Here is a 13,499-nt window from a genome sequence, read left to right on the forward strand (position 1 = left end):
TTCGAACGGGACAACGGTAGATTTGGCCATGGTGGCATATCCTTTCTCTGTGAGATCGACGGCGTCTTTCAACACCGCCATGATATGCCGCCTACTTCAGGCCATCACCAACTTTCGGGCATAACTCGAGATCAAGCTGGCACTGGCACAGTGTAACACACGAAGACACGCGGTGCGTGACAGAGCATTAGTCCAGTTCAGCATATTAGCAGGGTTGCGAGCGTGCGAGCTCGCAGCGCTGACCGTGGGTGCAGTTTATGACGATATTGGCGCGCCACGTACAAGTGTATTGCTGCATCGCGCACAGACTAAAGGCAACAGCGCACGCAGAGTGTACTTCAATACTGAGCTGCAGCGCCTTCTAAAGCAGTATCGGTCACATGTAGCTGACAGAGCTTCTGATGCGCCACTGTTCGCCACGCGCTTTGGTACAGCGTTTTCCGCTAACACGATGAGTCAACTGTTCTTGGACATCTACCACAGCTGTGGCTTGCACGGATGCAGCTCACACAGCGGCCGTAAGACCTTCATCACGCGTTTGGCAGACAAGGGTGTTGCTGTGCACTTGCTGGCAGCGTTGGCTGGGCACAAGCATATCAGCACCACGCAACGCTATATCTCTGTAAATGAAGCCTTGCTCACGCGCGCAGTAGAGCTGGTTTGAAGCAAGGCCTTGTCCACAGCGCAAGAGTTGAGCAACGTCAGCGCAACATTCCACTCGCACTGCGCAGGTCTTCCGCAACGCCTTCCACGGCGCGACCTGTGCCTTCAAGTAGTCCTTGCAATGTGCCGCAGCCGCTTAATGTAAGCGCAGCCAGTATCAGCACTACAGTTGGTCTCATGGCTCAGCCTCGACGTAAGTGTTGTTTTGCGCAAGGTTACAAAAGCCTTGCATAAAAAGAAAGAGCGACGCCGAAGCGCCGCTCTCCTTTAGTCAAATCTTCAGGTTCGATTAGAACTCGAAGGAAACACCCACAGTGGTACCGTCGGCGTAGTCTTGAGCACCGATCTCATTGTCGGCGTTCGCGGTGCCACCATCTTCAACGAAGGAAGCAGTGAACGATGCACCGCCGCCCAGGTCGTAGGCGCCGCCAAGGTAGTAGTCATTGCCTGCGTCTTCGAGGCCAGCGTAGACGACCAGGCCGTTACCAACGTCGTAGGAGCCTTCGAGCGAATAGTCATCGGTGCTGTCGAATGCAGCATCGACGGTCAGCGGACCTTCAGCGTAGGCAAAGGTCACTTCCCAAGCTTCGCTGTCGTCAACGGTAGCGCCCAGCGTGACGGGGCCGACAGGGTAGGCCACAGCAACATCCCAACGGCTTGCGCCGGCAATGTTACCAGCGGCAACAGTGATGTCGAGGCCAGCTGCATTGCCGGAGCCCTTGACGACGAAGTTGGTGTCGGTGGCGTCCTTGTCATAGCCAAAGCCAACTTCCCAGCCGCCGAGATCGCTGGTCACACCAAACTCGATGTCGTCGCTGTCGACCGAAGTATCGCCTTCAGCAATAGGCATCGACACGAAGATAGTGGTAGCGTCAATGGAGTAATAACCGGTGATGCCTGCAAGGCCATCTTCACCTTGGCCGATGCCGATGGTGTCGGAAACGGCGGAGTAAGCAGCGCCAGCGAGGTCGGTGCCGAAGGTGATGCCAGCGTTGTCGGAGGTCAGCGAGATGTCGCCGTAGGTCAGACCTTCGATGTCGTCGGACATGTCGTCATCTTCGAAGCTCAGCGACGCAGACGCGGTCAGACCGTTGTCCAGTTCCTGGGTGAGGGTCACGGTCAGATCGGTATCTGTGGCGTAGCCGTCCAGGCTGTTATACTCAGCGCTTGCGGTACCGGAGAAGGAGACTTCAGCAGCGGCGGCGCCAGCGAAGGCGAAGACCGAAGCCGAAGCAAGAAGGATGCTTTTCATGTTTGAATTCCTCGTGTTTGCATTCCCGAGAATGCCAGTTGACCCAGCATTGCCAGTGTCTTTGCGCCCAAAGCGGTGCACACTCAAGGGAATTGGGCGGGGTTCGGGGTGGCTCTGTCGAAAATGATGCAGGTGTGCCACACACCGGGAAGCGGGGCCGGGGGCGCGCAGGCTTGCCAAACACTTTGGCTTTTGGTCCAAAAGGGTGATTTTTCCGCCGAAACAGGAGCTTGAACATGTCGCTGGCCGAAATCACGGAAAAGCTACACAAGGCGGAAGATGCGGCCGGACGCGCTCGCGGGTCGGTCAGTTTGATCGCGGTTTCCAAGAAACAGCCCGACGCGCGGGTCGAGGCGATTCTCCAGGAGGGGCACCGGGTCTTCGGTGAGAACCGCGTGCAGGAGGCGGCCGCCAAGTGGCCGGGTTTCCGGGAGCGGTTCGTGGGGATCGAGCTGCACCTGATCGGCCCTTTGCAGACCAACAAGGCGCGGCAAGCGATGGAGTTGGCACAGGCCATACACTCCGTCGACCGGCCCAAGCTGGCCCGAACCCTCGCGCGGCTGGCGCAGGAGATGGGCACCTGCCCGGACCTGTTCATCCAGGTGAATACCGGCGAAGAGCCGCAGAAGGCAGGGGTGCTGCCCGCCAAGACGGATGAATTCGTAGCGGAATGCCGCGGTCTGGACCTGCCCGTCGCGGGGTTGATGTGCATCCCTCCGGTCGATGAAGAACCCAGCCTGCATTTCGCGCTTCTGGCGAAGATCGCGGCGCGCAACGGTCTGTCGGGGCTGTCCATGGGCATGTCGGGCGATTTCGAAAAGGCCGTGATGCAGGGCGCGACCCATGTGCGCGTGGGCTCTGCCATTTTCGGAGAACGGGACTACGGCTGACATGCGTCGCGGCCTTTGCGGCCGCCACGACACGCCAACCGCCATCCCTGTCTAGGGCACGACAAGCCGGGTCTTGTAGGTGATATGGCGCGCGACCCAGACCAGGTGGGCAGGGTGCAGGGCGATGCAGCCTTCGGTCGGATAGCCGGGCCGCCGCCAACGGTGGATGAAGATGGCCGATCCGCGCCCCTTGACCGGGTAGGGCCAGTTCCAGTCGGTCAGGATCACCAGATCATAGAGAGGATCGGATCGGCGCAGCGCCTCATGGCTGTGCGGGTAGGGGACGCGAACCATCAGGTTGTAATCCTCGTGCGTCGGGTCATCGGACCACAGGTCGCCGGGCCGGATCGGCACCGCCCAGTCGGTGGGCCGCGCCATGCGGTCGGGGCGATAGAGCATCCCGGTGATGCGGTGGGTGCCGCGGGGGGTCGCGCCGTCGCCCTCGCGCTTGCGGGCGCTGAGGCCGCCCTTGCCGATGGAACAGGGCAGGCGGCGCCCGCGAAAGCGCAGCCCGGTCGGGGTGAGGACGAGGTCTTGCGGTGTCATCCGCGCAATTGGCCCGCAACCGGGGCGAGGATCAAGCGGTGTTGCGCCGTTTTGCCCATTTGGGGAATTTCGTTAGACCGAAGGCCTTGCGCGCCGTCACCAGCCGCAGGTCCTCGGGGTCCATACCCATGGACAGGATCGTCTGGCGGTCGAATCGGGCCTTGGCGGCGTCGGGGTCATGCTTGGTGCCGAACAGACGGTCTATCCACCCCATGCCGAAGCTGACATGGAAAGTGGCTTCGTGGTCGTGGAAATGGTGCAGCATGTGTTTCTGTGTGACCCGCTTGCCGAACCAGCCCTTGGGCACGTTCAGATGCGCCAGCGTGTGGCAGTACTCGTAGAAGGCGAAGGCACTGACCGATCCGACGAACAGCGCGGTCGACGAGAAGAGCAGCGCGGGCCCGATGCCGATGAACGGCCACAGAACCAGCGTGTGCAGCGCCACCGAGGCAACGCCGAAGCGCACGGCATACCAATGGTCGTCGCCGGTGAAGAATTCCGGGTCCGTGGGGAATTCATGGTGCCCGATATGAGTGCGATAGAGTGCGTTGAAGGTCGGCTGATCGACGGGCGGCTCCCGGTGGTAGAGGAACCGGTGCATTACGTATTCCACGAAGAACTGCATGACCACGCCATAGGCCAGCGCCAACAGTAGCCAGGGCGTGAACCATGTCACCATGGCGATGACACCGGCCAGCCAAAAAGGAAACAGCCGGTGCAGGCTGCCCATGTTCATCAGGATTCGAAGCGTCGGAATCATGGCGGGTCCTCCTTGTCGGACATACTGCCAAACGGGGGGTCTGTCCCTCAAGCCGGACGCGACGTCAGAGAATATGCCCGGACTTCTTCGCCTTGGTCGCAAGGTAGTGATGGTTGAACCGGTTCTCGCCGACCTTCAGCGGAACCCGCTCCACCACCTCGATCCCGCAATGCTCCAGCCGCTCGACCTTGGCAGGGTTGTTGGTCAGCAGTCGGACCTTTGAAAACCCCATCTTGCGCAGAAGCTCCGCCCCGATGCGGAAATCGCGCTCATCATCCTCGAAGCCCAGACGGTGGTTCGCCTCGACCGTGTCGAAGCCTTGGTCCTGCAGCGAGTAGGCCCGCATCTTGTTGGCCAGACCGATGCCGCGCCCTTCCTGGTTGAGATAGAGCAGAACTCCCTCGCCCGCCGCGCCCATCTGGGACAGCGCCCCGCGCAGTTGGGGGCCGCAATCGCATTTCAGGCTGCCCAGCAGGTCGCCGGTGAAACAGGCCGAATGCAGGCGGGCCAAGACCGGCTTCGACCTGTCGGGACTGCCGATCTCGACCGCGTAGTGCTCTTCCGCGCCATCCTCGGGGCGGAAAATGTGCAGGCGGCCGGCTTCGGACACTTCCAATGGCACCTTGGCATGGATCACGGGGGCCAAAGGGGACAGGTCGGTTGTCATGGCCTGCGCGGCCCCGATCAGCGTCAGGCCGTGTTCGCCGGCCAGCGCTGCCCCGTTGGCGATCGGCACAACCAGCACCGCCGGGATCAGGCGCGCGGCTTTGGCCAGGCGGATACCCGCACGATGCAGCACGGCGTCGCCTGTCCGCCGGGCCTTGAAAGGCCCCTTGATCGGCACGCGCAGGTCATCGGCTGGGTCGGCCACGGCCTGCACCCAGTCCAGCCCCGCCCCGTCCGGCACGGCCAGCCGCACCAGGTCGCCGTCATAGGCCGCCGTCTTCAGGGTCGCGGCGCGGTGTTCGGTGATCGCAAGGTCGGCCTGTCCAAGGGCCAGCGCATCGGCAAGGCGCTGGGGCCCCAGCGTTTCCACCGCCATGACCACCGCCGCCCGTGCGCCGTCCGACAGCACCACAGGCACGCCCAGCCGCATATCGGCGCGGGCGCGGGCCAGAATCTCGGTCAGGTCGGGGGCAAAGCTCATGGCTTTCCTTTCGTTCTTGACGTTCAGATAGTGGCAAATGACAGGAATTGAAACATTTCCGCCACCCACGACACGACGGCGTGAGTGGCTTGCAGCAATCCTTGCCGGGTCGTGCTCCGTGACGCATCTGACATCACAGACAAGCGAGGAGTCCGAAACGATGGCACAACTCAAGAAGATCCTTCTGGTGGACGATGACGAAGACCTGCGCGAGGCGCTGGGCGAGCAGCTATTGATGACCGAGGATTTCGACGTGTTCGAGGCTGGCAATGGGGCCGAGGCCATGCAGAAGGCCAAGGAAGGTCTTTACGACCTCGTTATCCTTGATGTGGGGTTGCCCGATACCGATGGTCGTGAGCTGTGCCGCCTCATGCGCAAGCAGGGCGTGAAGTGCCCGGTTGTCATGCTGACCGGGCATGACAGCGACAGTGATACAATCCTGGGGCTTGATGCCGGGGCGAATGACTACGTGACCAAGCCGTTCAAGTTTCCCGTGCTTCTGGCGCGCATCCGGGCCCAGTTGCGCCAGCATGAGCAATCCGAAGACGCCGTGTTCAACCTTGGCCCCTACACCTTCAAGCCAGCCCAGAAGATGCTGGTGACAGAGGAAGACAAGAAGATCCGGCTGACCGAGAAGGAAACCAACATCCTCAAGTTCCTCTATCGCGCGACCGAGGGTGTCGTGGCCCGAGATGTGCTGTTGCACGAGGTCTGGGGCTACAATGCGGGTGTAACGACGCATACGCTGGAAACCCATATCTACCGCCTGCGCCAGAAGATCGAGCCGGATCCGTCGAATGCGCGGCTGCTGGTGACGGAAAGCGGCGGCTACAGGCTGATGGCCTGAGAAATCCCGCCGGCGGCCGGGTCACGCCGTCACCTCCCTGTTGGACTTGGCCTCGGAGATTTCTCCGGGGCCTTTTTTCGTGCCGCGCCGTTCATTCCCGACAAGAGGCGGAAGACGTGCGGGCGCGGGCGGTACGGGGATCGCGGCAATCGCGACTTTTTCGTCGCACAGGCGCCGCGCCCCCGCTAAGAGAACCGCATGACCACCCCGTTCGAAATTTTCCTGCAAGCGCCACCCGGACTGGAACAGCCCTTGGCCGACGAGGTTCGTGCGGCGGGGTTTCCCCTGCCAAGGGTGCATGGCGGTGGCGTGTCCTTCATGGGGGGCTGGCCCGACGCCTGGAGGGCCAATCTGGAACTGCGCGGGGCGGGCCGCGTGCTGGCGCGGATCGGCAGCTTTCGCGCTTTTCACCTTGCGCAACTGGACAAGCGGGCGCGCAAGTTTCCCTGGGCCGAGGTGCTGCGCCCCGATGTGCCGCTGAGGGTCGAAGTCACGACCCGCAAGTCCAAGATCTATCATGCCAAGGCCGCTCAGCAGCGGATCGAGCGCGCCATATCGGAAACGCTGGGCGCACCGCTGGCGGACGAGGCCGCGCTGACGCTCAAGGTGCGGATCGACGACAACCTCGTGACCTTTTCCGTCGATACCTCGGGTGTGCCCTTGCACAAGCGCGGCCACAAGGAGGCCGTGGGCAAGGCGCCGATGCGCGAAACCATGGCGGCCCTGTTCCTGCGCCAGATGGGCTATGGCGGAGATGAACCCGTGCTGGATCCGATGTGCGGGTCGGGCACCTTCGTGATCGAGGCTGCCGAGATGGCGCTGGGCCTTATGCCGGGCCGGTCGCGGCGCTTCGCTTTCGAAGACCTTGCGAGTTTCGACCCAGAGGCCTGGGCGGCCATGAAAAGCGCGGCGGTGCCGGGACAGATCGACTGCCGCTTTTTCGGGTCGGATCGCGATTCGGGCGCGATCCGAATGAGCACTGCGAACGCCGACCGCGCAGGTGTCGCGGCCGTCACCCGGTTCGAGATGAAGCCGGTCGGCGACCTGATCCGCCCCGATGGCCCGCCGGGCCTTGTCATCGTCAATCCGCCCTACGGTGCGCGCATCGGGAACCTCAAACCGCTCTACGGCTTGCATGGCAGCCTTGGGGCCGTTCTCAAGGAGCGGTTTTCCGGCTGGCGCGTGGGGCTGATCACCTCCGAGGCCAAACTGGCCCATGCTACTGGGTTGCCCTTTCATTCGCCCGGCCCGCCGGTGGCGCATGGCGGGTTGAAGGTGAAGCTCTATCGCACGGATGCGCTGCCCTGACGGGAAAAATGTCGATTCCGTTATCCATCTTGATCCAGATCAAGACGGCTTGGCGACGGGGGCGGTATTTTCTTGGCATTCCTCGGTGGCGACGTTTTCGTCACCACCTCCCTGTAGGACTTGCCCCCGGCCCTTGCGCCGGGGCTTTTTTTCTTCAGTGCTGCGTTGCCTCGACGGCGGCGATGGCGCGGCGCAGATCATCCTCGGTGGTGCGATGATTGACGATGGCCGCGCGCAGGCATGGGGTTCCGTTCAGCGTGATGGTCGAAAAGACCGCCTGCCCGGCCAGCTGCAGATCGGCCGCGATCCGGGACACGTCGCCCTTTTCGACCGCGAAACAGCAGACATTCGAGATCACAGGATGGGCAAGCTTGAGGACCGGCGAGCCTTCAACCATTTCGCCCATCAACGCCGCCTGCCGGCAATTGTCCGTGATCGCGGCGCCCAATGCCCGCGTGCCGCAGGTCTGGATTGCCGCCCACAGCTTGAGCGCGCGAAACCCCCGCGACAGTTCCAGCCCGTAATCCGTGAACCAGGTGTCGCCCCCGGCCAGCCCCTCGGCGGCACTCTCCAGATAGGCGGGACGGCTGGCGAAGGTCGCGCGGTGCAGGTCGCGGTCGGCGATCAGGCAAGCGCCGCAATCGTATTGCACGCCGGGCCATTTATGGGCGTCCAGCGCGATGCTGTCGGCTCGTCTGATCCCGTCGGACAGGGCGTGCCACGGATTGTCGGCCAGTCGGGTCCAGAACCCGAACGCGGCGTCGATATGCAACCAGATCCCTTCTGACCCGGCCAGGTCCGCCACCCCGGTCAGATCGTCGAAGGCGCCGACACCGACGGATCCGGCGGTACCGACAATGGCCAGCGGCTCGACCCCCTCGGCGCGGTCCTTGTCGATGGCGTCTTGAAGGGCCTCCAGTTGCATGGCCCCTCGCGCGTCCGTAGCGATGCCACGCAGGGCGGCGCGGCCATGTCCCATGACCTCCAGCGCCTGCGCGATGCAGGCATGGGCCCCGTCCGAGGCATAGACCGCGACCGGGGGCAGGTCGCGGATGCCGGTTTCGCGCACGCCCTCGCCAAAGCGTCGAACCCGTGCGGCCATCAGCGCCAGGATCGTCGCCTGGCTTGTGCCGGTCGTCATCACGCCGAAAGCATCGCGGGCCATCCCGGCCGTAGCGCAGAGCCAGCGGATCACCTCGGCCTCCACGTGTGCCGCACCATGGTCGCGGCCGCCGCAGTTGGAATTCATGGTCGCGGCAACAAGTTCGGCCCCGATGCTGGCGGGGATGCCGCCGCCATGAACCCACCCCCAGAAAGCCGGATGGGTGTTTCCAGTGGCCGTGGGCATGATCGTCTGCGCCATGACGTCGAAAACCGTGCCTTCGGGCTGCCGTTCCGAAGCCTTGCCAAGGCCGATGTCCATCTGGCCGGGCGGTTGCCAGGGCAGGTCGCGATAGCCAGCCATCCGGTCGAGGCAGGCATCCAGCAGCTTGTGCATCTCTTGCCCGAAGCGATCCCAATCCTGCGGGTCCAGCCTGTATCCTTGCATCTTTCGCCTCCGTCTTGTGGCCCCGACTAGACGTTGCCCTCTGGCTGCGGTCAACTGCGGTTCACAATTGTGGAAAGCGGGGTTTGGAGATGCGGATAGAACCGTTCGGCGTCGAGCAATGGATGAACAAGTGGGAGACCCGCTGTGATCTCAATCTGGCGGAAACCTGCGTCGCCAGTCTGACCCTGGCCGAACTCATGCAGATCGCGGGCAAGACCCAGTCGATGCCCTCCGACCTTGCCGAAATGAAGATGACCTATGGCGCGACCACCGGGTCCGACGGCCTGCGCCGGGCGGTGGCGTCCCTTTTCACCGATCAGGCGCCGGAGAATGTGCTGATCACCCATGGCACGATCGGGGCCAATCACATGGTCTACCAAACGCTTGTGGAACGTGGCGATCATGTCGTGGCGATCACCCCCACCTACCAGCAGCATACGGCGATCCCCCGGTCAATCGGTGCCGAGGTGACCGAGGTGTCGCTGCGCGAGGTGGACGATTGGCAGCTGACCCTTGATGCCCTGCGCGCCGCGATGCGGCCCGATACCCGCCTGATTGCCCTGACCAACCCCAATAACCCCACCGGGGCCTTGCTGGATCGTGAACAGCTGGAGGGACTGGTTCGGATCGCCCGCGACAGCGATGCCTGGATCCTGTGCGACGAGGTTTATCGCGGCACCGAACAGGGCGACACGATGCCGTCGATCGCCGACCTCCATGACAAGGGGATCAGCACCGGGTCGACATCGAAAGCGTTCTCTCTGGCGGGGCTGCGGCTGGGCTGGATCGTGGGGCCGACAGAGCTGTTGGAGCAGGCCGAGATTCATCGAGACTATACGACCATCAGCGTGGGTATGGTGGATGATTGTTTCGCGACCATGGCCCTCGAAAACGCCGATACGATCCTTGCCCGGTCGCAAGAGATCGTGAGGCGCAATCTGGCGATCCTGATTGATTGGGTGGCCGGTGAACCCCGCGCCCGGATGGTTCCGCCCAACGCGGGCACCACGGCGCTGATCGCCTTTGACACGGGCATGCCCAGCTATGAACTGTGTGAGCGAATACTGCGAGATACCGGCGTCATGTTCACTCCCGGCGCGGTAATGGGGATGGAGGGTTATATCCGGATCGGCTATGCCTGCGAGACGGAGGTGCTGCGTGCCGGTCTGGGGCGCGTCTCCGACTGGCTAAGCCGCCGATAACAGGAGAGATACATGCCCTTCACCCTTGCCACCTGGAACATCAATTCGGTCCGCCTGCGCGAGGGGCTGGTCGCCCGCCTGATGCGTGAAGAGACGCCCGATGTGCTGTGCCTTCAGGAGTGCAAGTCGCCGGTCGAGAAGATCCCGATGGATCAGTTTCAGGCGCTTGGCTACACCCACATGGTTGCGCGGGGGCAGAAGGGTTATAACGGCGTCGCGATCCTGTCGAAGCTGCCCATGCAAGAGGTCGGTAGCCAGGATTTCGCGGCCCTCGGCCATGCCCGCCACATCGCCGGCCAGCTGGAAAACGGTGTCACGATCCACAATTTCTACGTGCCCGCCGGGGGGGATAAACCCGATAGGGCGATCAACGAGAAATTCGGCCAGAAGCTGGACTACCTGACCGAGATGCGGGACTGGTTCCATGACGACCGGCCAGAGAAATCCATCCTCGTGGGCGATTTGAACATCGCCCCGCGCGAGGATGACGTGTGGTCGCACAAGCAGCTGCTGAAGGTGGTCAGCCACACGCCCATCGAGGTGGAACACCTTGGCCAGACGCAAGAGGCCGGGAATTGGGTCGATATCACCCGGCAGGACATTCCCGATGGCCAGCTCTACAGCTGGTGGTCCTACCGGGCCAGGGATTGGGACGCCGCAGACAAGGGCCGCAGGCTGGATCACGTCTGGGCTACGCCCGACATTTCCAACGCCGCCCATTCCAGCCGCATCCGCCGCGACGTGCGCGGCTGGGAGCAGCCCAGCGACCACGCCCCGGTCTTCGCGACCTTCGATCTTTAAAGGCTGCGCACCGCCTCGGCCACGGCTTCGCCCAGCGCGCGGTGGGCGGGCGCGTCGAAATGGACACCGTCGGTGTCGCTCACCGAGATCACCGTGCCGGCGTCCAGGAAGGCCGCGCCACGGGCATGGGCAAGGTCGGCATAGGCCCGGGCCAGGTTCGGGGCGATGGCCCCGACGCCGGTGAATTCGCCCCTGATCGGGCCGGTTTCAACAACCGGTGGCGGGCAGATCAAAAGAACACGATAGGGTCCGTGGCGCGCCTGAAGGTCGTCGGTCAGGGCGATGTCCAGAAGACCCGCCGCCCCGGCGGTGATCTTTTCGACCGAGGGCGCAAACCGGGTCTTGAGGTCGTTGGTGCCCAGCATGATCGCGACCACGTCCAGCGGCTGATGGCTGGCCAGCGCCATGCGCAGCCCCGTTTGCCCGTTCATGTTCGGCCACATCACCGGATCGTCATGCTGCGTGGTGCGGCCGGGCAGGCCGTCTTCCACCACGTGCCAGTCGGGGCCGAGATGTTCGGCCATCACCGTCGGCCAGCGCGTGCCGAAACCGAAACGAGCGTTATGGTCCCGGCTTGGCATTGGTGTTGTGCCGTGGGTGTTGCTGTCGCCAAAGGTCAGGATCGTGGGCATCTGGTCCTCCTGTTCGCTTGCCAGACTGCCCCGGATTGCGCGCGGACGAAACCCGCCCCTTTCCCTTTGCGCCATTCCCCCCCATATAGAGCGCGACACTCCAGAGAAGCGGAGAAAAGACATGCTTGAACTTGGACAAGGCAACGCGGCCCCGGCGGGCGATCTGATCAAGGACGGGGGCGACGCGACCTTCATGGCCGACGTGGTCGAAGCGAGCCAGGAAGTGCCCGTTATCGTCGATTTCTGGGCGCCCTGGTGCGGCCCATGCAAACAGCTTGGCCCGGCATTGGAGGCGGCTGTCACCGCTGCCGGTGGCAAGGTGAAGATGGTCAAGGTGAACGTGGACGAAAACCAGCAGATCGCCGGGCAGCTCCGCGTGCAGTCGATCCCGACCGTCTATGCCTTTCACAAGGGGCAGCCCGTCGATGGGTTCCAGGGCGCGCTGCCGCAAAGCCAGATCGACGAATTCGTGAGCAAGCTCGTCGCGCTGGCCGGGGGCGAGGATGACGGCGGCATGGCCGAGGCGCTTGAAGCGGCCGAGCAGATGTTGGCCGATGGCGCCGCCGCGGATGCCGCTCAGACCTTTGCCGCCATTGCGCAAGAAGACCCCCAGAATGCTGCCGCTTTCGGGGGCATGGCCCGCGCTTACCTGGCCATGGATCAGGCTGAACAGGCCGAGGCCGTGATCAACGGCGTGCCTGCCGAAATCGCTGATGCCCCGGAAATCGAGGCTGCCCGCGCCGCGATCGACTTGGCGCGCCAGGCCGAGAAGGCTGGCCCTCTCGACGAATTGCGCGCCAAGGTCGAAGCAAATCCCGACGACCATCAGGCGCGTTTCGATCTGGCTACCGCGCTGCATGCCACGGGCGACGCCGAGGGCGCAGTGAACGAGCTTCTGGACCTGTTCCGCCGCGACCGCGAATGGAATGACGGGGCGGCCAAGACGCAGCTGTTCACGATCTTCGAGGCGCTCAAGCCCAACGATCCGGTTGTTCTGAACGGGCGCCGCAAGCTCAGCTCGATGATATTTGCCTGAGGGCGTTTGCCCGAGACAGGCTTCGGTCTAACTTGAGCGTCATGGCGAACCTCCCTGACCTGCCCCGGACCATCCCCGTCTTCCCGTTGCCGGGGGCCCTGCTGTTGCCGCGCGCGCAATTGCCGCTGCACATCTTCGAGCCGCGCTATCTGGCCATGCTCGAAGATGCGCTGAAGACTCCGGAACGCCTGATTGGCATGGTCCAGCCCTGTAGTGGCGCACATGACGGGCCACGCCTGCACAGCATTGGCTGCGCGGGACGTGTTACTGCCTTTTCCGAAACCCATGACGGGCGCTACATGATCACCCTGTCCGGACGGTCGCGCTTTCGTATCCGTCAAGAGGTCGAGGGCTTCACCCCCTATCGGCGCTGTGAGGTGGACTGGTCCGGCTTCGAAGCCGATCGCGGCCAACCCGAACCGGATGCGGGCTTCGACCGGGACGGCCTGTTCGCGCTGCTCGATCGCTATTTCACCGAAACCGGGCTGAGCACCGATTGGGACAGCCTGAAAGAGGCCGAGCCGGAATTGCTGATCAATTCGCTGTCCATGCTCCTGCCCTTAGACCCCGAGGACAAGCAGGCGCTTCTTGAGGCGCCGTGCCTGTCCACACGTCGTGAGACGCTGGTGACCCTGATCGAATACGCCCTGCGCGGCGGCAATGACGAGATGATGCAATGACCGAAATTCCCGCGGCACAATTCGACCGCAAGATGCTGGAGGCGCTGGTTTGTCCGCAGACTCATGGCCTGCTGACCTATGATGCGGACCGCCAGGAGCTGATCAGCAAAGCGGCCCACTTGGCCTTCCCGATCCGCGATGGCATACCGGTGCTGTTGATCGACGAAGCGCGTCCGCTGGACTAGC

15 protein-coding genes are annotated in these 13,499 nt (G+C 63.3%); 9 read left to right on the top strand and 6 right to left on the bottom strand.

Translation table 11 applies throughout. The features are described from left to right. Nucleotides 1–136 precede the first annotated feature (136 nt). Nucleotides 137–664 carry a tyrosine-type recombinase/integrase gene (locus DFK10_RS12245; RefSeq protein WP_328589376.1) on the top strand — a complete coding sequence of 176 codons (528 nt, stop codon included), beginning with the start codon at nt 137–139 and terminating at the stop codon, nt 662–664. Nucleotides 665–952: 288 nt separating this feature from the next. Here DFK10_RS12245 and DFK10_RS12250 read toward each other — a convergent pair whose 3' ends face one another. Then, nucleotides 953–1,915, bottom strand: coding sequence for a porin (locus tag DFK10_RS12250; RefSeq protein ID WP_109389325.1), 963 nt, complete (start codon nt 1,913–1,915; stop codon nt 953–955). Between the two features lie 236 nt (nt 1,916–2,151). On the opposite strand from DFK10_RS12250, the gene DFK10_RS12255 reads away from it, so the two are divergent. Next, complete coding sequence (locus tag DFK10_RS12255; protein WP_109389326.1) at nt 2,152–2,805, top strand: YggS family pyridoxal phosphate-dependent enzyme; 654 nt, start codon at nt 2,152–2,154, stop codon at nt 2,803–2,805. 51 nt (nt 2,806–2,856) lie between these two features. On the opposite strand, the gene DFK10_RS12260 is transcribed toward DFK10_RS12255, so the two are convergent. From DFK10_RS12260 to ribA, 3 genes are all read right to left on the bottom strand, one after another. Beyond that, on the bottom strand, nt 2,857–3,351 hold the full coding sequence (locus DFK10_RS12260) for a L,D-transpeptidase family protein (RefSeq protein ID WP_109389327.1): 495 nt from the start codon (nt 3,349–3,351) through the stop codon (nt 2,857–2,859). A 31-nt stretch (nt 3,352–3,382) separates the two neighbouring features. After that, nucleotides 3,383–4,111: a sterol desaturase family protein gene (locus DFK10_RS12265; protein WP_109389328.1), complete on the bottom strand. Its 729-nt coding sequence runs from the start codon at nt 4,109–4,111 to the stop codon at nt 3,383–3,385. A 64-nt stretch (nt 4,112–4,175) separates the two neighbouring features. Beyond that, complete coding sequence (gene ribA / locus DFK10_RS12270; RefSeq protein WP_109389329.1) at nt 4,176–5,258, bottom strand: GTP cyclohydrolase II; 1,083 nt, start codon at nt 5,256–5,258, stop codon at nt 4,176–4,178. A gap of 160 nt (nt 5,259–5,418) precedes the next feature. Between ribA and DFK10_RS12275 the strand changes: the two genes are divergently transcribed. Both DFK10_RS12275 and DFK10_RS12280 read left to right on the top strand, forming a co-directional pair. After that, nucleotides 5,419–6,105: a response regulator transcription factor gene (locus DFK10_RS12275; protein WP_109389330.1), complete on the top strand. Its 687-nt coding sequence runs from the start codon at nt 5,419–5,421 to the stop codon at nt 6,103–6,105. Nucleotides 6,106–6,303: 198 nt separating this feature from the next. Then, nucleotides 6,304–7,413: a THUMP domain-containing class I SAM-dependent RNA methyltransferase gene (locus DFK10_RS12280; RefSeq protein WP_109389331.1), complete on the top strand. Its 1,110-nt coding sequence runs from the start codon at nt 6,304–6,306 to the stop codon at nt 7,411–7,413. Between the two features lie 154 nt (nt 7,414–7,567). On the opposite strand, the gene DFK10_RS12285 is transcribed toward DFK10_RS12280, so the two are convergent. Next, entirely contained in the window at nt 7,568–8,962 is a 1,395-nt protein-coding gene (locus DFK10_RS12285) for a pyridoxal phosphate-dependent decarboxylase family protein (RefSeq protein ID WP_235866835.1), read from the bottom strand. Nucleotides 8,963–9,051: 89 nt separating this feature from the next. On the opposite strand from DFK10_RS12285, the gene DFK10_RS12290 reads away from it, so the two are divergent. Continuing rightward, the gene (locus tag DFK10_RS12290) at nt 9,052–10,164 is read left to right on the top strand and encodes an aminotransferase (RefSeq protein ID WP_109389332.1); all 1,113 of its coding nucleotides are present in this window, start codon (nt 9,052–9,054) and stop codon (nt 10,162–10,164) included. 12 nt (nt 10,165–10,176) lie between these two features. After that, complete coding sequence (locus DFK10_RS12295) at nt 10,177–10,965, top strand: exodeoxyribonuclease III (RefSeq protein ID WP_109389333.1); 789 nt, start codon at nt 10,177–10,179, stop codon at nt 10,963–10,965. On the opposite strand, the gene DFK10_RS12300 is transcribed toward DFK10_RS12295, so the two are convergent. Next, nucleotides 10,962–11,597, bottom strand: a complete 636-nt coding sequence (locus DFK10_RS12300) for an SGNH/GDSL hydrolase family protein (RefSeq protein WP_109389334.1) — start codon at nt 11,595–11,597, stop codon at nt 10,962–10,964. The two genes, DFK10_RS12295 and DFK10_RS12300, sit on opposite strands and share 4 nt — an antisense overlap. A gap of 121 nt (nt 11,598–11,718) precedes the next feature. Between DFK10_RS12300 and trxA the strand changes: the two genes are divergently transcribed. Genes trxA through DFK10_RS12315 form a run of 3 tightly spaced genes read left to right on the top strand, consistent with a single transcriptional unit; the run spans nt 11,719 to nt 13,498 of the window. After that, on the top strand, nt 11,719–12,633 hold the full coding sequence (gene trxA, locus DFK10_RS12305; RefSeq protein ID WP_109389335.1) for a thioredoxin: 915 nt from the start codon (nt 11,719–11,721) through the stop codon (nt 12,631–12,633). A 41-nt stretch (nt 12,634–12,674) separates the two neighbouring features. Then, the gene (locus DFK10_RS12310) at nt 12,675–13,313 is read left to right on the top strand and encodes an LON peptidase substrate-binding domain-containing protein (protein WP_109389336.1); all 639 of its coding nucleotides are present in this window, start codon (nt 12,675–12,677) and stop codon (nt 13,311–13,313) included. Next, a complete protein-coding gene (locus tag DFK10_RS12315; RefSeq protein WP_109389337.1) occupies nt 13,310–13,498 on the top strand; it encodes a Trm112 family protein in 189 nt (62 codons plus the stop codon). The genes DFK10_RS12310 and DFK10_RS12315 overlap by 4 nt, the downstream gene beginning before the upstream one ends. Nucleotide 13,499 lies beyond the last annotated feature (1 nt).

This window comes from Salibaculum griseiflavum (assembly GCF_003129565.1).
Lineage (GTDB): Bacteria > Pseudomonadota > Alphaproteobacteria > Rhodobacterales > Rhodobacteraceae > Salibaculum > Salibaculum griseiflavum.

Coding starts and splice junctions, on each gene's coding strand:
- DFK10_RS12250 (WP_109389325.1), bottom strand. CDS start 1,915: ATGAAAAGCATCCTTCTTGCTTCGGCTTCGGTCTTCGCCTTCGCTGGC.
- DFK10_RS12255 (WP_109389326.1), top strand. CDS start 2,152: ATGTCGCTGGCCGAAATCACGGAAAAGCTACACAAGGCGGAAGATGCG.
- DFK10_RS12260 (WP_109389327.1), bottom strand. CDS start 3,351: ATGACACCGCAAGACCTCGTCCTCACCCCGACCGGGCTGCGCTTTCGC.
- DFK10_RS12265 (WP_109389328.1), bottom strand. CDS start 4,111: ATGATTCCGACGCTTCGAATCCTGATGAACATGGGCAGCCTGCACCGG.
- ribA (WP_109389329.1), bottom strand. CDS start 5,258: ATGAGCTTTGCCCCCGACCTGACCGAGATTCTGGCCCGCGCCCGCGCC.
- DFK10_RS12275 (WP_109389330.1), top strand. CDS start 5,419: ATGGCACAACTCAAGAAGATCCTTCTGGTGGACGATGACGAAGACCTG.
- DFK10_RS12280 (WP_109389331.1), top strand. CDS start 6,304: ATGACCACCCCGTTCGAAATTTTCCTGCAAGCGCCACCCGGACTGGAA.
- DFK10_RS12285 (WP_235866835.1), bottom strand. CDS start 8,962: ATGCAAGGATACAGGCTGGACCCGCAGGATTGGGATCGCTTCGGGCAA.
- DFK10_RS12290 (WP_109389332.1), top strand. CDS start 9,052: ATGCGGATAGAACCGTTCGGCGTCGAGCAATGGATGAACAAGTGGGAG.
- DFK10_RS12295 (WP_109389333.1), top strand. CDS start 10,177: ATGCCCTTCACCCTTGCCACCTGGAACATCAATTCGGTCCGCCTGCGC.
- DFK10_RS12300 (WP_109389334.1), bottom strand. CDS start 11,597: ATGCCCACGATCCTGACCTTTGGCGACAGCAACACCCACGGCACAACA.
- trxA (WP_109389335.1), top strand. CDS start 11,719: ATGCTTGAACTTGGACAAGGCAACGCGGCCCCGGCGGGCGATCTGATC.
- DFK10_RS12310 (WP_109389336.1), top strand. CDS start 12,675: ATGGCGAACCTCCCTGACCTGCCCCGGACCATCCCCGTCTTCCCGTTG.
- DFK10_RS12315 (WP_109389337.1), top strand. CDS start 13,310: ATGACCGAAATTCCCGCGGCACAATTCGACCGCAAGATGCTGGAGGCG.